Origin of the sequence: Pseudoxanthomonas spadix (assembly GCF_003703395.1) — a bacterium.
Classification (GTDB): Bacteria; Pseudomonadota; Gammaproteobacteria; order Xanthomonadales; family Xanthomonadaceae; genus Pseudoxanthomonas_A; species Pseudoxanthomonas_A spadix.
This window is the reverse complement of sequence record NZ_RDQN01000019.1, coordinates 1-20221: the sequence shown is the minus strand read 5'-3', so window position 1 is coordinate 20221 and position 20221 is coordinate 1. Positions and strand designations below refer to the sequence as shown.

Genomic DNA, 20221 nt, shown 5'->3' with positions numbered 1-20221 from the left:
AGACGCGATACGAAGCCCTGCGCCAACGGGGCAAGTGCGCCAAGGTCGCCATCACCGCCTGCATGCGGGTACTGCTCACCCGCCTCAACGCCATGGCCAGAGACCAAACTGAATGGAGAATGACAGGAGCCTGAGAAGACAGTTGCTCCTACGGTGCGTGTGCTTCTACGGTGTCGCTGGCTGCGCCTGGGCGCTGGCCAGGGTCCAGCCGACGATCTGGCTGGTCAACTGCGCAAGGGCCTGGTCGAAGGCCTGCACGACCTGGGCGGTGCCGGTGCCGGCGGCGGGCTGGGTCACGTTGAAGGTGCGTGAGGCGGCCACGCTCTGGTCCTGGTTCTGTACCAGCTTGGCGTTGACCACCAGCACCACCGAGGGCACCTGGCCACCTGCGTAGTCGGCTTCGAAATGGCGGATGTGCAGCATCAGCTTGTAAGTGCCGCGGATGCCCGATTCGGCGGTGCCGGCGCCGGTGGTCTTGCCGGAATCCTCCAGCGTGCGCACCACCGCGTCCTGCAGCATGGCGGTGGCGCTCTGTGCCCAGGCGGCGCCCTGGTAGACCTGCAGTTCGTCCGGGGTCGGCCGCACCGCGATGCGCGAGCTGTCCAGCACGCGTGCGGCGCTGGGTTTGGCCACCACGATCGAGGCCGGTGTCGAAGGCCAGCCTGGATCGGGCACCACCTGCACCTGCGGCGAATAGATCGCGGTCGGTCGGTCGGCGCCGCCGCCCAGCAGCGAGGAACAGCCGGCCAGGGCGAGCGCGGCGCCCAGGATCAGGATGAGCGGTGCCTTCATTCTGGTGTGAACTCCTTGGGTGCGTCGCGGCCGAGCAGGTAGCGGGCGGGGTTGCCTTCCAGCCGATCGCTGACCCGGCGCAGGTCGCGGATCAGGCCGCGCAGTTCGCTCAAGGTCGGGCCCAGCTGGGCCAGGCCGTCGTTGGCGAAGCTGTTGATGGCCTGGCGGTTCTCGCCCAGGATCGCGTCGGCGTTGCCGGCGGCCGAGTCCAGCTTGGCCAGCGCGGCATCCAGCTTGGCCAGGGTCTGCGGGAGCTGCTGGACCACATTCCTGTCCAGGTCCGACAGGGTGCCGTTGGCGGTGGTCAGGGTGGTATCCAGTTTCCTGGCGGCATCGCGCGCGGACACCAGCAAGGCCTGCACGCCGGCTTCGCGGTTGGAGATGTCGCCGCTGATCTTCTGCAGGTTGACCAGCGTGGCCGAGATCGCGGCCACGTTCTCGTCGCTCAGCACCTGGTCCATCTTCTCCACGATCCGGTTGGCGGTGTCGGTGATGTTCTGCAGGGCCGAAGGACTGGTGCGGATCACCGGTGCGTCGCGCTGGTCCACCTCGGTGAGCTTGCGCGAGGCCGGCGAACCGCCGCTGAGCTGGATGATGGACGGACCGGTCAGGCTGGTGATGGCCAGCTTGGCGGTGGTGTCGGTCTTGACCGGGGTGCTCGCGTCCAGGCGGATCCTGGCGATGACCTGGCTGGGGTCGTTCGGTGCCAGCGACAGCTTGGTGATCGAGCCGACCGCGATGCCGTTGTACTGCACCGGGCTGCCCACGCTCAGGCCGGTGACGGCCTCGCGGAACACCACTTGGTATTCCTGCCAGCTGCTTTCGGACGAGTACTTGGCTGCCCACAGGCCGAACAGCAACAGACCCAGGCCCACCACCAGGGTGAAGGCGCCGATCAGGACGTAGTTGGCTTTGGTTTCCAAATCCCTGTTCTCCGCAGTCAGCGCGCGGCGCGCGCGGCCCGGGCGCGCGGTCCGTGGAAATAATCCCGGACCCACGGGTGGTCCAGTCGTTCGATTTCGGGCAAGGGTGCGGTGGCGACGACCTTCCTGTCGGCCAGCACCGCCACCCGATCGCAGATAGCGTACAGGGTGTCCAGATCATGGGTGATGAGGAACACGGTCAGCCCCAGCGCTTCCTGCAGGGTCTTGATCAGGCGGTCGAAGGCGGCCGCGCCGATCGGGTCCAGCCCGGCGGTGGGTTCGTCCAGGAACAGCAGCGGCGGGTCCAGCGCCAGCGCCCGGGCCAGGCCGGCGCGCTTGCGCATGCCGCCGGACAGCTGCGAGGGCAGCTTGTTGACGGTCTCGCCCGGCAGCCCGGCCAGCTTGACCTTGAGCAGGGCCAGTTCGTAGCGGAAGGATTCGGGCAGGTCCGGGTGGTGTTCCTTCAGCGGCACCTGCACGTTCTCGCCCACGGTCAGCGAGGAGAACAGCGCGCCATCCTGGAACAGCACGCCGGTGTTGCGCTCGATCTGCTGGCGCGAGGCGCGGTCGTTACTGCGCGCGTCCAGGCCGAGGACCTGGATCTGCCCGGCCTCGGGAACCTGCAGCCCCAGGATGGAGCGCATCAGCACCGACTTGCCGCTGCCCGAGCCGCCGACCACGCCGAGGATCTCGCCACGGCGCACGTCCAGGTCCAGACCGTCGTGCACGGTCTGCTCGCCGAAGCGGTTGACCAGGCCGCGGACCTGGATGGCGGCATCGTCGTCGTCGGGACTGGAGACTGGGGACTGGGGACTGGTCACCGCGAAGCCTTCCATGCGTGCAGCACCGCGCGATCGCCTTCGACGGGTCCCCAGTCCCGAGTCCCCAGTGCCGGCCCCGTCCTCACCAGCCCACCTGCATGAACCACAGCGCGGCCAGGGCATCGATGACGATCACCAGCGAGATGGTCTGGACCACCGCCGAGGTGGTGTGCTCGCCGACCGACTGCGCGGTGCCTTCGACGTGCAGGCCTTCCAGGCAGCCGATCAGGCCGATCACCACGGCGAACACCGGCGCCTTGACCAGCCCGACCAGCATGTGCCGCACCTGGATGGTGTCGTGCAGGCGCGCCAGGTACTGCTGCGGCGGAATGTCCAGGTTGAACGCGCCCACGGTGACGCCGCCGGCCAGGCCGGCCATCATTGCCACGAAGGTCAGCAGCGGCAGGCACACCAGCAGCGCGATCAGGCGCGGGATCACCAGCAGGTCGATCGGGTCCAGGCCAAGGGTGCGGATCGCGTCGATCTCCTCGCGGCTCTTCATCGCGCCGATCTGGGCGGTGAAGGCACTGGCGGTCCGGCCGGCGACCACGATCGCGGTCATCAGCGCGGCCAGTTCGCGCAGGGTGGCGATGGAGACCAGCTCGACCACATAGATCTCCGCGCCGAAGTCGCGCAGGATGGTCGAACCCAGGAACGCGATCACCGCGCCCACCAGGTAGGACAGCAGCGCCACCAGCGGCACCGCATCCAGGCCGACCTGTTCCATGTGGTACACGGTGGAGGTCAGCCGCAGGCGCCGCGGCTCATGGGCGATGCGCAGCAGCTTGACCAGGTTCTCGCCGGTGAAGCTCAGCAGCGCCATGATCTTGTGGCCGTAGCCCTGGACCTGGAACCCCAGCCGGCCCAGCGCGGCCAGAAACCCCAGGTCGCGCTTCTTTTTGGGCCGGTCGTCGGCCACGTCCTCGATGCTGGACACCAGGGCCTTGTGATCGTGGCGAAAGTGCAGGTTCTCGGGCGGGATGTTGCGACGTTTGGCATGGCGCAGCAGGGCCAGCACCCCGGCCGAATCGATGCGCGCGATCCGGCTGGCGTCCAGGGTGGTGGCTGCTTCGGGGATGCCCTGCAGCTGCTTGCCGATTTCCAGCGCGGACGCCAAGGTCCAGTTGCCCAGCAGCCTGGCCCGCGTGGGCTCGGCCGGGTCGATGCGGACCTCGGGCTGTGTCTGGGCGGGCGTCATGGCGGTCTGGCGGCGAGCATACAGGCTATGCCGGTGAAGGTCAGGGCCACGCCGGCCAGCGCGCGCCGCCCCAGCGGTTCGCGCAGCCACAGCGCCCCCAGGATGACCAGAAAGACAGAAGCCGACTCGTTGAGGATCGCCGCCACCGCGGCCGGCGCGTACTTGTAGCCGCCCAGCCAGAGCACCATCGACAGGCCCTGTCCACACAGTGCCGCCAGGACCAGCCGCGGCCAGGGCACCTGGGCGGCGACAAACTGGAAATGCCGGCGCATGCGCGGCCAGGTCCGCAGCAGCAACAGCGCGGCGACCGCGCCGGCCAGGCGCAGCAGGCTGATCCACAGCAGTGGCTGGGCTTCCAGCACGCGCTTGAGCATGACGATCGAGATCGCCATCAGTGCGATCGATCCCAGCCCGATCCCCAGCCCGCGCAGGCTGTGTGCCGACTGGCGCTGCTCCCGCTTCGATGGGCGCGCGACCAGCGCCACCCCGCCGGCCACCAGGGCAAAGCCCAGCCATTGCCACGGTCCCAGACGCTCGTCCAGGAACACCAGCCCCAGCCCCAGCACCAGCGGGCTGTACAGATTGCCGACCACGCCCATGCGCCCGGCACCCAGTTCGTTGAGCGCGCGGAAGTAGAGCGTGTCGGCCACGGCAATCCCCAGCACGCCACTGGCCAGCGACAGCGCCAGCTGGCTGCCTGTCAATGCGGGCAGCTGTCCGTGCGTGCTGATCAGGGCCAGCGGCGCCAGCACGGCCAGGACCAGGCCGTTCTTGAACAGGTTCAAGGCCGCCGGTGGCAGCGTGGCGCCCAGCTGTCGCGCCAGGATCACCCCGAAGGCCCAGGTCGCGGCGCTGCCCAGCGCCATGGCGTGGCCCAGGCCGATGTTCATGCGGAGGTTCGAAGCGGCATGTGGCGTGGGCGTGTGCCAGGCGCGCCAGTGTAGGGGAAGGGCCGCACTCCCCCTAGACTGTCGCGATGTCGCGCCCCCCTGCACCTGCCACCTACGCCCAGCGGATCGCCTTCGTCTGCGAGATCGCCGCGCGCCTGCACCGTTACGGCACCACCGCCCAGCGCCTGGAGGGCAGCATCCTGGCCTTGTCGGCGCGGCTGGGGCTGGACTGCGAGCCCTGGTCCAATCCGACCGGCATGATCCTGAGTTTTTCCGATCCCGGGCGCGCGCTGGGCGCCAGCGACACCACCCGCGTGATCCGCCTGGCGCCGGGCGAGAACGACCTGCACAAGCTCAGCGAAGCCGACCGCATCGCCGAGGCCGTGGCCGCCGGGCAGATGACCCTGGCCCAGGGCCACGCCGACCTGCGCGCGCTGGACCGCACGCCCTCGGCCGGTTTCCGCATGAAGCAGGTCCTGGCCTTCGGCCTGGCCGCCGGCGGCGTGGCCGGACTGTGGCGGCTGCCCTGGCTGGACATCGCCACGGCGGCCCTGATCGGCCTGCTGATCGGCGTGCTGTCCCAGCTCGGCGATCGCCGCCCGCAACTGCGCGAGGCCGCCGACGCGATCGCCTCGCTGGTCGCCGGCCTGGTGGCGATCCTGGTGTCCAACGTGGTCGCACCGCTGAACCTCAACACGGTGATCATCGCCTCGCTGGTGGTGCTGCTGCCGGGCATGACCCTGACCAACGCGTTCAACGAGCTGACCAGCCAGCACTGGGTGTCGGGCACGGCACGCTTTGCCGGCGCGGTGACCACGGTGATCAAGCTCACCGTGGGCAGCATCATCGCGGTGACCCTGGCGCAGATGCTGGACCTGTATCCGGAAGTGCGTGCGCTGTGGCCGCAGCCGGACTGGGTGGAATGGGTCGCGCTGGTGGTCAGCGGCTATGCCTTCGCGGTCCTGTTCAAGGCCCATCGCCGCGATTATGTGTGGGTGATGGGCGCGGCGATCTGCGGCTATCTGATCTCGCGTTATGCAGGCAAGGCCTGGGGCAGTCCGGTGGGACTGTTCCTCTCGGCGCTGGTGATGACCGCACTGGGCAATCTGTTTGCCCGGCGTTTCAACCGGCCCGGTGCGCTGATCCGCCTGCCGGGCATCATCATGCTGGTGCCCGGCAGTGCCAGCCTGCGCAGCCTGATGGCGCTGGTCCAGGGCGGCGCGCCCAGCCGCGATTCCACCTTGCTGGTGGTGTTGCAGATCCTGATGGCGCTGGTGGCCGGCCTGCTGTTTGGCAACCTGCTGGTGCCGGCGCGCAAGGCGCTTTGAATCGACCGGCCGCACCGGTCCGGTTGCAACGAAGAACGCCGGCGATGCCGGCGTTCTTCGTTTACCGATTTTACCTGCCAGGCGGCGGGGTCACTTCTTCGGCTGCTTGATCAGGAAATCCTCCGGCTTCTTGCCCGCCGCGACATAGGCGGCCAGCCAGCGCGGCTGCTTGCCGCGGCCGCTCCAGGTTTCCTTGCTGTTGGCCGGATTGCGGTATTTCGCCGGGACCTTGCCCAGCTTGCGGCCGGCGGTGGGGCTGGTTTTCCTGGCGCCCCTGCCGCGGGTCGGTGCAGCGGCGCCGGCGGTGCCGAACAGTTCCTCGAGGGAATACCCTTCCGACTTGGCGAATTTCAGGATGCGGCTGCGGACCTTGGTAATGGGTGTGCGCTTGGCAATCACCGTCTGCCGCTTCTGCGCCTGGCTGATCAGCGAGGCGAGTTCTTTGGGGGACAGGCCGGACAGGTCTATCGACATCGAATAACTCCGATTTGGAATGGAAAAGGGGGCCGGCCCTTGCCGGGTGCGCCCGATTCTAATCCGAATAGGTTATTCGATACAAATCCACCGATTAACTGGCAAACAAAAGGCCGGAACTGGCCGGCCCCTTGTTGCTGCAATGACGCGGATTTCAGCCTGCGCGCAGGCGTTCCAGCAGTGCGGCTTTCCCCAGGTTCTCGGCCGCGTCGGCCCGACGCGCGCGGTATTCATAGGTGCCGGCGATCAGGCCACGTTCGGATACCACGATCCGGTGCGGAATGCCGATCAGTTCGATGTCGGCGAACATCGCGCCGGGGCGCAGGCCGCGATCATCCAGCAGCGCGTCCAGGCCGGCCGCCTGCAGTTCTTCCAGCAGTGCCTGCGCGGCCGCGCTGACTGCCGGATCGTGCTTGGGATTGATCATGCACACCGCGACCTGCCACGGTGCCATCGCATCGGGCCAGATGATGCCGTTGGCATCGTGGTTCTGCTCGATGGCCGCCGCGACGATGCGCGACACGCCGATGCCGTAGCAGCCCATCAGCATCACCGCGGCCTTGCCGTTTTCGTCCAGCACCGTGGCGCCCAGCGCCTGGGTGTAGGTGCGGCCGAGCTGGAAGATGTGGCCGACCTCGATGCCGCGCGCAAGCCTGATCTGCCCGCCATCGACCGCGCGGTCGCCTTCGACCACGTTGCGGATGTCGGCGACCACCTCGGGCTCTGGCAGATCGCGGCCCCAGTTGACCCCGGCCAGATGAAAACCGGCCTGATTGGCACCGACCACGAAGTCGGCCAACGCCGCCACATCGCGATCGGCGACCACCCGGATCGGCTGCCTGGGGTTGATCGGGCCCAGAAAGCCGGGCTCGCTGCCCAGCTGCGCCAGGATTTCCGCTTCGCTGGCCATGCGGTAGCCGGCCAGGCCCGGCACCTTGGCCAGCTTGATCTCGTTGACCTGGTGATCGCCGCGCACCAGCGCCAGCACGAAGGTGCCGTCGGCGGCGGTGATGGCGATCGACTTGACCGTGCGCTGCAGGGCGATGCCCAGCAGCTCGGCCACCGCCTCGCAGGTCTTCTGGGTAGGGGTGTCGATCCTGCGCAGCGCCTCGGCCGCCGCCGGACGCGGGCCCGGTTCGGCGGCCGTGGCCGTTTCCACGTTGGCCGCGTAGTCCGACGCGGTGGAGAAGGCCAGCGCGTCCTCACCGGAGCCGGCCAGCACGTGGAATTCCTGCGAGGCATCGCCGCCGATGGCGCCGCTGTCGGCCAGCACCGCGCGGAACTCCAGGCCCAGGCGGCTGAAGATGCGGGTGTAGGCCGCATGCATGTTGCGGTATTCGCGCGCCAGGTCCGCTTGGCTCAGGTGGAAGGAGTAGGCGTCCTTCATCAGGAACTCGCGCGCGCGCATCACGCCAAAGCGCGGGCGGATCTCGTCGCGGAACTTGGTGTTGATCTGGTAGAAGTTCACCGGCAGCTGCCGGTAACTGGACAGCTCGTTGCGGGCGAAATCGGTGACCACTTCCTCGGCGGTGGGCGCATAGCAGAAGGCCTGGTCCTTGCGGTCGGTCACCTTGAGCAGCTGCGGGCCGAACTTCTCCCAGCGGCCGGTCTCTTCCCACAGCTCGCGCGGCTGGATGGTGGGCATGAGCATCTCCTGGGCGCCGGCGCGGTTCATCTCCTCGCGCACGATGGCCTCGACCTTGCGCAGCACGCGCAGGCCCAGCGGCGACCAGGTGTACAGGCCCGAGGCCAGCTTGCGGACCATGCCGGCGCGCAGCATCAGCCGGTGGCTGATCAGCTCGGCGTCGGCGGGGGTTTCCTTGGTGGTGCGGAGGTGGAACTGCGACAGGCGCATCGGCAGGACATCGCGAAAGCGGAAAGCGGGCATTTTGCCAGTTGCCGCAGCGCCGCGTCGGTGGCCGCGGCATTGTCTGCCTGTCGACCTGGCTCGATGAATGATCCACGGTGAGCTCTGGCGAAGTTTGCCGCCCCGCCGAGCCGCGCCGGGATCACAGGTGCCGGTGTTGCCTTGCTCCCTCTCCCCCGCCTGCGGGGGAGAGGGTCGGGGTGAGGGGGCGAGGGCCATGCGGAAGATGGTCGTCGACGTTCCGGAGCCGGCTGCAATAGGCTGGGGACCTTCAAGCGAAAATCCCCCCACAGTCCTCTTTCCCGCGTGCGGGGAGCGGGGGCCGAACGCGTGCCGCCAGGGTATGCCTGGGTCAGCGGCCGGCGTCAGCCGGCGTGCAGTAGGCCTTGACCGCGGCGTCGGCCAGCTCGCGCTGGCTGGCGCGCTGGGCATCGCTGAGCACCGCGCCGGGTTTGCCGTCGGCGCCCATTTGTCGTACCGGTGCGGCGCCGGAGAGGATCTTCTGATTCAGGCGGGCGCTGGAGCACTGCGCACTTTCGGCCGGCGCGGCCTGGGCGGTGGCTGGCGTGCTGCCGCGGGCCATGGCGTCGGCGGCGTTGATCGGCTTGCCTTCCAGCTTGCTCTTGGGCGGCGGCACATCCGAGTAGTGGGTCACTCCCTGGGCGTCCTTCCACTGGTACATGCTCTGGGCGCAGGCCAGCGGGGCGGCCAGCAGGGCCGACAGGATCAGGCAGGTGGACAGGCGCATGGACCAGCTCCGCTTCAGAGTGTCGCAATGGGCGCCGATTGCAGCACTCGCAGCCCCGGCTGGCAAGCCGTCATCGGCCCCGGCACGCCCCGCCAGGCGCGGCGGCAAGGCTAAACTGACGCGATGAACGAGCTCAACCAGCCCAAGCGGGTCCGCGGCATGTACCTGCTGCCCAACCTGTTCACCACCGCCGGCCTGTTTTCCGGGTTCTACGCCATCATTGCTGCGTCCAATGCGCAGTTCGTGGCGGCGGCCATCGCGGTGTTCATCGCCGGGCTGATGGACGGGGTGGATGGACGCGTGGCGCGCCTGACCGGGACCAGCAGCGCCTTCGGTGTGCAATACGACTCACTGGCCGACCTGGTCAGCTTCGGCATGGCCCCGGCGCTGGTGATGTACCACTGGTCGCTGTCGGCGCTGCAGCTGGATGGCCAGACCATGGGCCGGGTGGGTTGGGCGGTGGCCTTCCTGTATGCGGCCTGCGCGGCGCTGCGCCTGGCGCGCTTCAATACCCAGGCCGGCACCGCCGACAAACGCTGGTTCATCGGCCTGGCCAGCCCGGCCGCGGCCGGGCTGATGATGTCCTTCGTGTGGGCCTTTGCCGACGGCGAGCTGATGTGGACCGGCGAGCAGCTGCGCTATGTGGCACTGGCAGTGACCCTGGTGTCGGCGCTGCTGATGGTCAGCCGGATCCGCTTCTGGAGCTTCAAGGGCACCGGCGCCGGCGGCGCACGCGCCGACCGGGTGCCATTTCTGCTGGTGGTGCTGGTGCCGGTGGTGATTGCGGTGCTGGTCATCGACCTGCCGCGCACGTTGTGCGTGATCGCGGTGCTGTACGCCTTGTCCGGCCCGGTGATGTGGGCCATGCAGCGCCGGGGGCGCAGGGACGCGGCCACATGAGCCTCAAGGGCCAGCCGCTGTGGACCGGCGAGCAGCACGCCTGGCTGCAGGCGCTGGGCCACACCGTGTGGGTGCCGGGCAGCCTGCCGCTCGCCGCGGCGCCGGCGCCTGCGCGCGCGCCGGAAGCACGCCCTTCGCGTCCTGCGCCATCGCCGCGCCAGGCCGCGCCGTCCACGCGAGGTCCCGCGCCGCCTGCACCGACCCTGGCGCAGGCCGGGCCCGTACACCGTGCACCCACGCCGCCGCCCCGGGCCGGCGCGCGCCTGCACGACGCCCTGCGTTTCGAGTTGATCCGCGCCTCGGGCCTGAACCCGAATGCGCCCGAGTCGGCCGCGATCATCGCCAGCTGGCCCGATACGGCGGCCCTGCGCGGCAACCCGGCAGCCAAGCGCGCGCTGTGGCCGCTGCTGCGGGCGCTGCGCAAGGCGGGCCGGTGAGCGCGCTGCGCTCCGACCCCGGCCACGCCCTTGATCAAAGGAGCGATGTCACCCTGCGGCCGATGCGCGAAGCCGACCTGGAAGAGGTCATGGCGATCGAGCTGCGCGCCTATCCGTTCCCGTGGACGCGCGGCATCTTCCGCGACTGCCTGGCGGCGGGCTATCCGGCCTGGTTGCTGCTGGAGCGCGGGTTGCCGATCGGCTATGGCGTGCTCAGCATGGCGGTGGACGAAGCCCACATCCTCAACGTCTGCGTGGCGCCCGAGCGCCAGGGCCGCGGCCTGGGCCGCTACCTGCTGCGCGCGCTGGTGCGTGGCGCGCGCGAGCGCCGTGCCGAGCGGGTATTCCTGGAAGTGCGTCCGTCCAATCCGCATGCCATCGCCCTCTACCACAGCGAAGGCTTCAACGAGATCGGCCGGCGTCCGCGCTATTACCCCGCGCACGGCGGCCGCGAGGACGCCATCGTCATGGCAATCGAGTTGCTCGACTAAAACCGGGGTCAGAGTGAAGTTTCGCCGATCGTCGCTGCCGCAATGAGCAGCAAGGTCGAAACTTCACTCTGACCCCGGTTTTGGTTTTGGACCCCGGTTTTGTTAGAGCCTGGCGCGCTGGTCCTGCAGGGCGCCAAGCTGGGTGGTCCAGTCGATCAGGCGGGCGCGCTCCTGTTCGACCACGTCCGGCGGGACCTTGTCACTGAACCTGGCCAGCTTGGTTTGGCTCTTCTCGCGCTCGCCGGCGACCCTGGCGATTTCCCGGTCCAGGCGCGCGCGCTCGGCATCCAGGTCGACCAGGCCTTCCAGCGGCACCAGCAGGCGCAGCTCGCCGACCACGGCGGCGGCCGATGCGGGCGCATCTTGGCCATCGAGCCAGCTGATCGATTCGAGCCGCAGCAGTGACTGCAGCTGCGAAGCGAAGCGGGTCACGCGCGGCCGGTCGTTGTCGCCACCGCCCTGCAGCATCAGCGCGACCGACCTGCCCGGCGACACGCCCAGTTCGCTGCGCACCCGGCGCACGGCGCTGACCATGGCCTTGAGCCATTCCACGTCGGCTTCGGCCTGGGCGTAGGTGCCTGCGTCCAGCGCTTCGGCGGTGGGGTAGGCCTGCAGCGAGATGCTCTGTGCATCCACGCCTACGCGCGGGGCGACCTGCTGCCACAGTTCTTCAGTGACGAACGGGGTTAGCGGGTGCAGCAGGCGCAGCAGTTGCTCCAGTACGTATAGCAGCGTGTGGCGCGTGCTGTCTGCGGCTTCCGTATCGGTGCCATTCAACGCCGGCTTGGTCAGTTCTACGAACCAGTCGCAGAACTGGTTCCAGGCAAACTCGTACAGCGCCTGCGAGAGCAGGTCGAAGCGATAGCCGGCAAAGTGGGTGGCCGCTTCCTGGCTGACCCGCGCCAGGCCGGCCAGGATCCATTTCTCCGCATCGGTCTGCGGGGTGGGCGCGCCATTGAAGCGTGCGCCCTCGGTGTTCATCAGCACGAAGCGGCTGGCGTTCCACAGCTTGTTGCAGAAGTTCTTGTAGCCCTCGGCGCGGGACAGGTCGAACTTGATGTCGCGGCCGTGGCTGGCCAGTGCGGTGATGGTGAAGCGCAGCGCGTCGGCGCCGTGGGCGGCGATGCCGTTGGGGAATTCCTTGCGGGTGGCGCGCTCGATTTTCTCGGCCATCTTCGGCTGCATCAGCCCGCCGGTGCGCTTGGCGACCAGATCGTCCAGGGAAATGCCGTCGATGATGTCCAGCGGGTCCAGTACGTTGCCCTTGGACTTGGACATCTTCTGGCCCTGCGCATCGCGGATCAGGCCGGTGATATAGACATCGCGGAACGGCACCTTGCCGGTGAAGCTGTCGGTGGCCATGACCATGCGCGCCACCCAGAAGAAGATGATGTCAAAGCCGGTGACCAGCACGTCCGAAGGCAGGTAGCGGTCGAAGCCGCGCTCGGCCATGGCCTGCGGATCGGGCCAGCCCAGCGTCGAGAACGGCCACAGCTGCGAGGAGAACCAGGTTTCCAGCACGTCGCTGTCCTGGCGTAGGGCGGGTCCTGACCCGCCGCCGCTGCCCGCATCAGTGGCATTGGGTGGCTCGATACCCGCCTTGCGGTAGGCCTCCTGCTCGGTGCGCGCGACATAGCAGGTGCCGGCGTCGTCGTACCAGGCCGGGATGCGATGGCCCCACCACAGCTGGCGGCTGATGCACCAGTCCTGGATGTTCTCCATCCAGTGCCGATAGGTGTTGATCCAGTTGGGCGGGACGAAGCGGATGTCGCCATTTTCGAAGCGCTCCAGGCCGCGCCTGGCCAGGCCGTCCATCTTCACGAACCACTGGTCGGTCAGGTACGGCTCGATCACCTGGCCGGTGCGGTCGCCACGCGGGACCTGCAGCTTGTGCGGCTTGGCTTCGACCAGCAGGCCCAGTGCTTCCAGGTCCGCCAGCACTTGCTTGCGCGCATCGTAGCGGTCCAGCCCCCGATACGTGGGCGGCGCGTTGTCATTGAGCGTGGCGGTGGGGGTGAACAGGTTGATCAGCGGCAGCTGGTGACGCATCCCCACCTGATAGTCATTGAAATCGTGTGCCGGGGTGACCTTGACCACGCCGGTGCCGAAGGCGCGGTCCACATAGTCGTCGGCGATCACCGGGATGGTGCGGTTGCTCAATGGCAAGGCCACCGACTTGCCGATCAGCGCGGCATAGCGCGGGTCTTGCGGATGGACCATCACCGCGGTGTCGCCGAGCATGGTTTCCGGGCGCGTGGTGGCGACCACCAGGTAATCGCGGACCTGCCGCAGGATCTGGTTGCCATCGGCATCGTGCTCGATGTGTTCGTAGGTCACGCCATCGGCCAGTGGATAGCGGATCGACCACAAAAAGCCGTCTTCCTCGACGTTTTCCACCTCCAGGTCGGAAATGGCGGTCTTGAGCACCGGGTCCCAGTTGACCAGGCGCTGGCCGCGATAGATCAGGCCCTGCTCGAACCAGCGCACGAAGGCTTCGTTGACGGCTGCCGAGGGCAGCCGGTCCATGGTGAAGATGCTGCGCGACCAGTCGCCCGAGGCGCCCAGGCGGCGCATCTGGCGCTCGATGGTGTCGCCCGATTGCGCCTTCCATTCCCAAACCTTGGCGATGAAGCCCTCGCGGCCCAGCGCATCGCGGGTCTGGCCCTTGCCCTCGGCGGCCATGTTGCGGGTCACCACCATCTCGGTGGCGATGCCGGCGTGGTCGGTGCCCACCTGCCACAGCGTGTCGTAGCCGCGCATGCGGTGGTAGCGCACCAGCGCGTCCATCAGGGTGTGCTGAAAGGCGTGGCCCATGTGCAGGGTGCCGGTCACGTTCGGCGGCGGCAGCAGGATCGTGTAGGGCGTGCCGATGCCGGTCGGCTTGAACGCGCCACTGGCCTCCCACTGCGCATACAGGCGCGTTTCGAAGGCCTTGGGGTCGTAGCTGGAGGCGAGCGGTTCGGTCATGGTGTGGCAATCGTTGAAAGGAAGGGCGTAGGAGCGCACCGCAGGGGCGCGATGGACTTTCCCGGCAGAGCCCCATCGCGCCCACGGGGCGCTGCTACATGTCGTGCTTGTTCAGGGCGAAGCCGCGCGCCTGGTACTGGCGCCAGCGCTCGCGCAGCGGTGCGCGCGCGGCCGGGTCGGCCGGGACCACTTCCAGCACCCGCTCGCAACTGCCGGCGTAGGCGTCCTGGCGCAGGTTGATCACCAGCGGTCGCTGCGGGGTGTCCAGCGCCGGGGGCACGATCAGCACCGGGGTGACTTCGTCCTCGTCCTCGTCGATACCGGCGATCTGGTGCGGGAGGTAGGCGTCATCGTCGAAGGCCCACAGCAGTTCGTCCAGTTCCTCGGCCTGCTCCAGGTCGCGGGCCAGGATCACCGCGAACTGGCCGGTGGCGTAGCACTTCCTGGTCAACTCGCAGACCAGCTTCAACGGCGCCTGGAGGAAGCGCGGCTTGGCGATCAGGTAGAAATCGGCGCGCATGGGCGAAAACCGGGGTCAGAGTGGAGTTTCCGCTTGCATCGCTGCAGGCGAACCGGGGCCGGGTCAAACACCACTCCGACCCCGGTTTTGGTGCTAGCGGGTCGCGGCTTGGGCACGATCCAGCAGCCACTGCGCCAGCAGGTTCACCGGACGGCCGGTGGCCATGCCGCGCTTGCCTTCTTCGTTGGCCACCCCGGCGATGTCCAGGTGCGCCCAGCGCTGGCCTTCGGTGAACCGGGCCAGGAAGCAGCCGGCGGTGATCGCCCCGCCCCAGCGGCCGCCGATGTTGTAGACGTCGGCAAAGGTCGACTCCAGCGCGCTCTGGTATTCGTCCCACAGCGGCAGGCGCCAGGCGCGATCGTAGACGTGCTCGCCGGCCGAGAGCAGCTCATCGCTGAGATCGTCGTGCTTGCTCATCAGGCCGGCGGCGTGGCGGCCCAGGGCGACCAGGCAGGCACCGGTGAGGGTGGCCACGTCGACCAGCGCGGCCGGCTTGAAGCGTTCGGCATAGGTCAGCGCATCGCACAGGATCAGGCGCCCTTCGGCGTCGGTGTTGCCGACCTCGATGGTGCGTCCGGACATGGAGGTGATCACATCGGACGGGCGGTAGGCGTTGCCGTCGATCGCGTTTTCCACCGCCGGCACGACCACCACCAGGTTCAGCGGCAGCTTGAGCCCCACGGTGGCCACGAAGGTGCCCAGCACCGTGGCGCCGCCGCACATGTCGTACTTCATCTCCTCGATGCCGCCCTGGGTCTTGAGGTTGACGCCGCCGGTATCGAAGGTGATGCCCTTGCCGACCAGCACGTACGGCTGTGCGGCGGGGTCGGCGGCGCCGTTCCACTTGAGCACGATCAGGCGCGGGCGATTGGCCGAGCCGCGCGCCACGGCCAGCAGCGAACCCATGCCGAGCGCTTCCATCTGCGCCTCTTCCAGGATCTCGGCCTCGGCGCCGTCGTGGGTGGCGGCAAATTCCTGCGCCTGCTGGGCCAGGTAGGCCGGAGTGCAGAGGTTGGGCGGCAGGTTGCCCAGCTCGCGGGTGAAGCGCACGCCGGCGGCGATGGCGATGCCCTGGGCCAGGGCCTGTGCATCGGTGCCGCTGAAGGCGACCTTGGCCAGCGCCTGGGCGTCGAGCTTGCGCTTGCCCAGGGTGGCCTCGTAGCGGTAGCTGGCGTGCTCGGTGGCGGCCACGGCCTGGCGGATTGCCCAGGCGGTGTCGCGGCTGGGCACGTCCAGCTCGGTCAGGGTGACCAGGGCGCTGGTGGCGGCGCTTTCCTTCAGGGCGCGGGCGGTTTCGGTCAGGGCCTTGAGGTAGGTGGGCACGTTGAACTTGGCCACCTCGCCCAACCCTACCACCAGCACGCGCGGCGCAGTGACCCCGGGCAGGTCGTACAGGAAGGTGGTGCGGCCGCTGCGGCCGGGGGCGTCGCCGCGTTGGACCAGGGCCGTCAGGCGGCCACCGCTGGCCTGGTCCACGGCCTTGGCCGCGGCGCTGAGCGACTTGTCCGCATACACGCCCACCACCAGGCAGTCGACCGCCGCGGCGGTGGGGATCTCGTGGTTCAGGGCGAATTCCAGGGTCATTGCGCAGATTCCGTGTGAGTCGGTTTCACCAGCAGGCACGTACAATCGCCGGCCGCCGCGATGCTGGATCTCGCGCCGTCCGCCTCGGTCCGCGCTGTTGCGCGTACCGGCACTCGAACCTGTCATTGTAAGGCAACCCCGCCCGATGCCGAAGCTGGACCGTTACCTGTTCACCGAATTCACCCAGAGTTTCCTGGCGGCGCTGATGGTCCTGCTGGTGGTCAGCCTCGGTGGGGTGCTGGTGGATGTGCTGGGCGATGTGGCCGACGGCAAGGTGCCGGCAGGCCTGCTGCTGTCCCAGCTCGGGCTGGCCACGGTGTCCTACCTGCCACTGATCCTGTCGCTGGCGCTGATGCTGGGGTTGATGCTGGCCATCGCGCGGATGTATCGCGATTCGGAGATGCCGGTGCTGGCCTCGATCGGGGTGGGGCCGCGGCGGATGTTGCGCCCGCTGCTGATGCTGGTGGTCCCGATCGTGGCGCTGGTGGGCCTGATTTCGCTGTGGGCCGGGCCGCTGGCGTCGCGCACCAGCCAGGACATGATCGCCCATGCCAACCGCTCGCTGATCGTGTCCGGACTGGCGCCGGGCAAGTTCACCGTGCTCCACAATGGCGGGGTGGTCTACGTGGGCGGGATGTCGGCCGACGGTCGCGACCTGTCCAAGGTGTTCATGCAGCGCCAGCAGGACGATCGGCTGGACGTGGTGACCGCCAAGACCGGCAAGATGTATTTCGAAGGCGAGACCTCGCGTTTCCTGCAGCTGCGCGATGGGTTCCGGGTGGAGGGCCCCGCCGGGGCGGGCAAGGATTTCCGCCTGATGCGCTATGCCAGCAACGAGGTTGCCCTGCCGGACCGCCAGGACAGCAAGGCCGATGATGATCCGGAGCTGCTGCCGACCTCGCAGCTGCTGGACGATCCGCGCAGCCAGGCCAACGCCCAGCTGCATGCGCGCATCACCCCGCCGCTGCTGTGCCTGGCCTTCGCCCTGCTGGCCCTGCCGCTGGCGCGCAGCGCGCCGCGGCAATCGCGCTATGGCCGGGTGATGCTGGGTTTCCTGGGTTACCTGGTGGCCTTCCTGATGATGATCAACGGCACCCAGTGGCTGGCCAAGGACAAGCTGCCGCCCATGCTGGGTCTGTGGTGGCTGAGCCTGCCGCTGCTGGTGCTGGCGGTGTGGGCCTATGGCCGTGATGGGCGCATGCTGCGCCGCCGTGGAGCCCGCGCATGATCCGTTTTACCCCGCGCATCCACGATCGCTACGTGGGCAAGGTGGTGCTGGGCACGGTGCTGCTGGTGTGGGCCGTGCTGCTGGGCCTGGACGTGACCAATGGCGTGTCCGGGCAGCTGCGCGAGATCGGACGCGGCAACTTCACCTTCACCCACGCGCTGGCCTTCGTGGCCTATACGATCCCGCGCCGGGCCTACACGCTGTTTCCCACCGCGGCGGTGATCGGCGCGTTGATGGGCCTGGGCCAGCTGGCCGCCAGTTCGGAGTTGACCGCGCTGCGCGCATTGGGACTGTCGCGGCGTCGCCTGAGCCTGTCGGTGGCCGTGACCCTGGCGATCCTGACCGCCGGGATGATGCTGTGCATGGAAACCGTCGGCGCCTGGGGCCAGGTCCAGGCCGACAACCTGAAGGGCCTGGCCAAGTACGGCAACGTCACCCGCGGCCGCTACGCCGGCCTGTGGGCGCGCGAGGGCGATGTGTTCCTCAATGCCCGCAACGGCGATCAGGTGATGGTGGATGGCCGGCAGCAGCTGGTCCTGCAGGACGTGCGCCTGTACCGGCTCGATGACGAAGGCCGCCTGGCGTCCATCACCCACGCCGCCACTGCCACCCATGCCAGCGACAGCTGGATCCTCAATGACGTGGTGCGCACCACCTTCGGCGACCGTGCCGTGCAGCAGGACAGGGCTCCGCAGCAGCGCTGGGCGTCCAGGCTGGACCCGGCCGCGCTGACCGCCGCCCTGGGCCAGCCGCGCTACATGGCGGCGGCCGACCTGAAGCGCAGCATCGACTACCGCAGGCGCAATGACCTGGATGCGCGCGACTACGAGGAGATCTACTGGGGCCGCTGGTTCTACCCGCTGAACGTGCTGGCCCTGTGTCTGGCGGCGATCCCGTTCGCGTTCGGCAGCCTGCGCAGCGGCGGGGCGGGCAAGCGCCTGTTCCTGGGCATCATGTTCGCGCTGGTGTTCTGGCTGCTGCAGCTGCTGTTCGCCCGCATGAGCACCGCCCTGCGCCTGGATTATCGCCTGGCCTATGCGGCTGCGCCGGTGCTGATGCTGCTGATCTCGATGTGGCTGTTCAAGCGTCGCAGCAGCTAGCAGATCAGCGCGGCGGCCTCGGCTTGCGCACCAGGCGCGTGCCGCTGGCACGGTCGTGCCAGGTCAAGCGGTCGCGGTCCAACCAGGCCCACCAGAAGCCCACTCCCGCGCACAACAGCGACAGCGTGGCCACCGCATAGCGCAGCCACAGGGTCTTCCAGCCGGGGCCGTTCGCGCCGTCTCCGGCGACCAGCACCAGCCGCCACGGCCGCATGCCCAGGGTCTGGCCGCCGCGCCGCCAACTCACCGTGGCGTAGATGCCGGCCACCGCCCAGCACGTCAGCCACAGCAGCCACTGCAGCAGGCTGAAGGGCGGGATGTTCTGGCGTGCGGCGTGGTGGCCAAGGAAGGTGTAGCCCAGGGTGAACGCGGCCGAGACCAGCATCCACAGCGCCAGCACCGGCCAGGCATCGTAAAACAGCGCCAGCAGTCGCCAGCCCAGCAGGGCGCGGCGCGGCGCGGGCAGGGCGAGCGGGGCGGTGTCGGATTCGGCGGACATGGGCCAAGGATAAGGCGAGGGAGTGAGGAGTGAGGAGCAGGGCAAGCGGGCTCGGTGAGCCGGTTGCTACTGGCTGCTCTGTGCGCGTTCTAAGCTACTGCGATGCCATCGCCCGCCGCCCGCCGCCAGGCCATCAACGCACTGCCCGAATGCGGGCCGGCCGATGCCCGCAGCATCGACGCCTTCCTGGATACGGCCTGGGCCGAGGGCGGCCTGGCGCGGGCCACGCTGGACAGCTATCGGCGCGACCTGCAGGGCCTGGCGCGCTGGGCGGGCGGGCGCGCTGGCCAGCCAGCGGCGCCCACGCCGGCGAGCGCCCCTCCAGGGATGGACGGGCTGGACCTCCAGGACGCCCGTCATGGCGCACCGGGCAGGGCATCCGGGAACTGGCTGGCAACCGCGGACCGTGGGTTGCTGTTCGACTACCTGGCCTGGCGCGCGCGCGCAGGCTACTCGCCGCGCAGCAACGCCCGGCTGCTGTCCTGCCTGCGCGCGTTCTACCGCCAGCTGGTGCGGCGCGGTGCGCGCGCCGACGATCCGACCGCACTGCTGGAGCCGCCGCAATTGCCGCGCTCGCTGCCCAAGGCGTTGTCGGAAGGCCAGATCGAGGGCCTGCTGGACGCGCCGGACCTGGACACCCCGCTGGGCCTGCGCGACCGCGCGATGCTGGAGCTGATGTACGCCTGCGGGCTGCGCGTGAGCGAGCTGGTGGACCTGCCGGCCAATGCGGTGAACCTGCGCCAGGGCGTGGTGCGCGTCACCGGCAAGGGCAGCAAGGAGCGGCTGGTGCCGCTGGGCGAGGAGTCACAGCACTGGCTGCAGCGCTATCTGGATCAGGCGCGACCGCAGCTTTCGGCCGGCAAGGCAGTGCCGGCCATGGCCGACGGCCAGGTGCCGTTGTTCATCGATGGCAAGCGCCGGGCGCTGAGCCGGCAGGCATTCTGGGGGCTGGTCAAGCGCTACGCAGCGGCGGCCGGGATCGATCCGGCCAAGGTCAGCCCGCATGGCCTGCGCCACAGCTTTGCCACCCACCTGCTCAACCGTGGCGCCGACCTGCGCTCGCTGCAGCTGATGCTGGGCCACAGCTCGCTGTCCACCACCCAGATCTACACCCTGGTCGCCCGCCAGCACCTCCAGCACCTCCACACCAAACACCACCCGAGGGGGTGAAGCCAAAGCGCGGCATGCCGCGCTTTGGCTTCACCCCCGGCCATGGATGGCCGGGCCGGGGCGTCATTGAGCGCGATGTCGCGCCAGGGATGGCGTTCGTGAGCCCCGACGCGAGCGCGCCGCGCTTTGGCTTCACCCCCGGCCATGGATGGCCGGGCCGGGGCGTCATTGAGCGCGATGTCGCGCGAGGCGGAGCTCTTGCTGCGCGACGCAGCTGTGTTGACGGAGCAACAAGCCCGCCTTCGCCCCCTCTCCCCCGCGAGCGGGGGAGAGGGGGCGAAGGC

18 protein-coding genes and 1 pseudogene are annotated in these 20221 nt (G+C 68.9%); 7 read left to right on the top strand and 12 right to left on the bottom strand.

Annotation, left to right across the window (positions count from 1 at the left end; all coding sequences use genetic code 11):
- Window positions 1-165 precede the first annotated feature (165 nt).
- The 5 genes from D9R12_RS15305 to D9R12_RS15285 all read right to left on the bottom strand — a co-directional run bounded on the left by D9R12_RS15305 (window position 166) and on the right by D9R12_RS15285 (window position 4624).
- Entirely contained in the window at window positions 166-792 is a 627-nt protein-coding gene (locus D9R12_RS15305; protein WP_014159346.1) for an ABC-type transport auxiliary lipoprotein family protein, read from the bottom strand.
- Window positions 789-1715: an MlaD family protein gene (locus tag D9R12_RS15300; RefSeq protein ID WP_122231703.1), complete on the bottom strand. Its 927-nt coding sequence runs from the start codon at window positions 1713-1715 to the stop codon at window positions 789-791. The genes D9R12_RS15305 and D9R12_RS15300 overlap by 4 nt, the downstream gene beginning before the upstream one ends.
- A gap of 17 nt (window positions 1716-1732) precedes the next feature.
- Window positions 1733-2551: an ABC transporter ATP-binding protein gene (locus tag D9R12_RS15295; RefSeq protein WP_244671867.1), complete on the bottom strand. Its 819-nt coding sequence runs from the start codon at window positions 2549-2551 to the stop codon at window positions 1733-1735.
- Window positions 2552-2618: 67 nt separating this feature from the next.
- A complete protein-coding gene (locus D9R12_RS15290; protein ID WP_122231699.1) occupies window positions 2619-3734 on the bottom strand; it encodes an ABC transporter permease in 1116 nt (371 codons plus the stop codon).
- Window positions 3731-4624, bottom strand: coding sequence for a DMT family transporter (locus D9R12_RS15285; RefSeq protein WP_122231697.1), 894 nt, complete (start codon window positions 4622-4624; stop codon window positions 3731-3733). The genes D9R12_RS15290 and D9R12_RS15285 overlap by 4 nt, the downstream gene beginning before the upstream one ends.
- Before the next feature lie 86 nt (window positions 4625-4710).
- Between D9R12_RS15285 and D9R12_RS15280 the strand changes: the two genes are divergently transcribed.
- Window positions 4711-5952 (top strand): threonine/serine exporter family protein, encoded by a 1242-nt coding sequence (locus tag D9R12_RS15280; RefSeq protein ID WP_122231695.1) that lies wholly within the window; start codon window positions 4711-4713, stop codon window positions 5950-5952.
- Window positions 5953-6054: 102 nt separating this feature from the next.
- Here D9R12_RS15280 and D9R12_RS15275 read toward each other — a convergent pair.
- The 3 genes and pseudogenes from D9R12_RS15275 to D9R12_RS15265 form a co-directional block, all read right to left on the bottom strand.
- Window positions 6055-6426, bottom strand: a pseudogene (locus D9R12_RS15275) (H-NS histone family protein); the annotation flags it as partial.
- A gap of 154 nt (window positions 6427-6580) precedes the next feature.
- A complete protein-coding gene (locus D9R12_RS15270; RefSeq protein ID WP_122231693.1) occupies window positions 6581-8281 on the bottom strand; it encodes a proline--tRNA ligase in 1701 nt (566 codons plus the stop codon).
- Between the two features lie 364 nt (window positions 8282-8645).
- Window positions 8646-9041: a DUF4124 domain-containing protein gene (locus tag D9R12_RS15265; protein WP_122231691.1), complete on the bottom strand. Its 396-nt coding sequence runs from the start codon at window positions 9039-9041 to the stop codon at window positions 8646-8648.
- A 123-nt stretch (window positions 9042-9164) separates the two neighbouring features.
- Between D9R12_RS15265 and pssA the strand changes: the two genes are divergently transcribed.
- The 3 genes from pssA to rimI are packed head-to-tail and all read left to right on the top strand — an operon-like array spanning window position 9165 to window position 10869.
- A complete protein-coding gene (gene pssA, locus D9R12_RS15260; RefSeq protein WP_122231689.1) occupies window positions 9165-9941 on the top strand; it encodes a CDP-diacylglycerol--serine O-phosphatidyltransferase in 777 nt (258 codons plus the stop codon).
- Window positions 9938-10378 carry an alanine acetyltransferase gene (locus tag D9R12_RS15855; RefSeq protein WP_170159285.1) on the top strand — a complete coding sequence of 147 codons (441 nt, stop codon included), beginning with the start codon at window positions 9938-9940 and terminating at the stop codon, window positions 10376-10378. Before pssA ends, D9R12_RS15855 begins: the two co-directional genes overlap by 4 nt.
- A complete protein-coding gene (rimI, locus tag D9R12_RS15250) occupies window positions 10375-10869 on the top strand; it encodes a ribosomal protein S18-alanine N-acetyltransferase (protein WP_342345476.1) in 495 nt (164 codons plus the stop codon). The genes D9R12_RS15855 and rimI overlap by 4 nt, the downstream gene beginning before the upstream one ends.
- Before the next feature lie 102 nt (window positions 10870-10971).
- On the opposite strand, the gene D9R12_RS15245 is transcribed toward rimI, so the two are convergent.
- The 3 genes from D9R12_RS15245 to D9R12_RS15235 form a co-directional block, all read right to left on the bottom strand.
- Window positions 10972-13836, bottom strand: coding sequence for a valine--tRNA ligase (locus D9R12_RS15245; protein ID WP_122231687.1), 2865 nt, complete (start codon window positions 13834-13836; stop codon window positions 10972-10974).
- 94 nt (window positions 13837-13930) lie between these two features.
- Complete coding sequence (locus D9R12_RS15240; RefSeq protein ID WP_014159359.1) at window positions 13931-14356, bottom strand: DNA polymerase III subunit chi; 426 nt, start codon at window positions 14354-14356, stop codon at window positions 13931-13933.
- A 93-nt stretch (window positions 14357-14449) separates the two neighbouring features.
- Window positions 14450-15940, bottom strand: coding sequence for a leucyl aminopeptidase (locus D9R12_RS15235; protein ID WP_122231685.1), 1491 nt, complete (start codon window positions 15938-15940; stop codon window positions 14450-14452).
- A gap of 145 nt (window positions 15941-16085) precedes the next feature.
- Between D9R12_RS15235 and lptF the strand changes: the two genes are divergently transcribed.
- The gene (lptF, locus tag D9R12_RS15230) at window positions 16086-17168 is read left to right on the top strand and encodes an LPS export ABC transporter permease LptF (RefSeq protein ID WP_014159361.1); all 1083 of its coding nucleotides are present in this window, start codon (window positions 16086-16088) and stop codon (window positions 17166-17168) included.
- Complete coding sequence (gene lptG / locus D9R12_RS15225; RefSeq protein ID WP_122231683.1) at window positions 17165-18268, top strand: LPS export ABC transporter permease LptG; 1104 nt, start codon at window positions 17165-17167, stop codon at window positions 18266-18268. Before lptF ends, lptG begins: the two co-directional genes overlap by 4 nt.
- A 4-nt stretch (window positions 18269-18272) precedes the next feature.
- On the opposite strand, the gene D9R12_RS15220 is transcribed toward lptG, so the two are convergent.
- Window positions 18273-18767 (bottom strand): RDD family protein, encoded by a 495-nt coding sequence (locus tag D9R12_RS15220; protein ID WP_122231681.1) that lies wholly within the window; start codon window positions 18765-18767, stop codon window positions 18273-18275.
- Window positions 18768-18869: 102 nt separating this feature from the next.
- Here D9R12_RS15220 and D9R12_RS15215 point away from each other — a divergent pair, with 102 nt between their 5' ends.
- Entirely contained in the window at window positions 18870-19937 is a 1068-nt protein-coding gene (locus tag D9R12_RS15215) for a site-specific tyrosine recombinase XerD (RefSeq protein ID WP_122231679.1), read from the top strand.
- Window positions 19938-20221 lie beyond the last annotated feature (284 nt).

Bases quoted from the DNA above. Each gene is read 5' to 3' on its own strand.
- D9R12_RS15235 (WP_122231685.1), bottom strand. From the start codon at position 15,940: ATGACCCTGGAATTCGCCCTGAACCACGAGATCCCCACCGCCGCGGCG.
- D9R12_RS15220 (WP_122231681.1), bottom strand. From the start codon at position 18,767: ATGTCCGCCGAATCCGACACCGCCCCGCTCGCCCTGCCCGCGCCGCGC.
- D9R12_RS15265 (WP_122231691.1), bottom strand. From the start codon at position 9,041: ATGCGCCTGTCCACCTGCCTGATCCTGTCGGCCCTGCTGGCCGCCCCG.
- D9R12_RS15295 (WP_244671867.1), bottom strand. From the start codon at position 2,551: ATGGAAGGCTTCGCGGTGACCAGTCCCCAGTCCCCAGTCTCCAGTCCC.
- D9R12_RS15290 (WP_122231699.1), bottom strand. From the start codon at position 3,734: ATGACGCCCGCCCAGACACAGCCCGAGGTCCGCATCGACCCGGCCGAG.
- D9R12_RS15215 (WP_122231679.1), top strand. From the start codon at position 18,870: ATGCCATCGCCCGCCGCCCGCCGCCAGGCCATCAACGCACTGCCCGAA.
- D9R12_RS15305 (WP_014159346.1), bottom strand. From the start codon at position 792: ATGAAGGCACCGCTCATCCTGATCCTGGGCGCCGCGCTCGCCCTGGCC.
- pssA (WP_122231689.1), top strand. From the start codon at position 9,165: ATGAACGAGCTCAACCAGCCCAAGCGGGTCCGCGGCATGTACCTGCTG.
- D9R12_RS15240 (WP_014159359.1), bottom strand. From the start codon at position 14,356: ATGCGCGCCGATTTCTACCTGATCGCCAAGCCGCGCTTCCTCCAGGCG.
- D9R12_RS15270 (WP_122231693.1), bottom strand. From the start codon at position 8,281: ATGCGCCTGTCGCAGTTCCACCTCCGCACCACCAAGGAAACCCCCGCC.
- D9R12_RS15855 (WP_170159285.1), top strand. From the start codon at position 9,938: ATGAGCCTCAAGGGCCAGCCGCTGTGGACCGGCGAGCAGCACGCCTGG.
- lptF (WP_014159361.1), top strand. From the start codon at position 16,086: ATGCCGAAGCTGGACCGTTACCTGTTCACCGAATTCACCCAGAGTTTC.
- lptG (WP_122231683.1), top strand. From the start codon at position 17,165: ATGATCCGTTTTACCCCGCGCATCCACGATCGCTACGTGGGCAAGGTG.
- D9R12_RS15280 (WP_122231695.1), top strand. From the start codon at position 4,711: ATGTCGCGCCCCCCTGCACCTGCCACCTACGCCCAGCGGATCGCCTTC.
- D9R12_RS15245 (WP_122231687.1), bottom strand. From the start codon at position 13,836: ATGACCGAACCGCTCGCCTCCAGCTACGACCCCAAGGCCTTCGAAACG.
- D9R12_RS15285 (WP_122231697.1), bottom strand. From the start codon at position 4,624: ATGAACATCGGCCTGGGCCACGCCATGGCGCTGGGCAGCGCCGCGACC.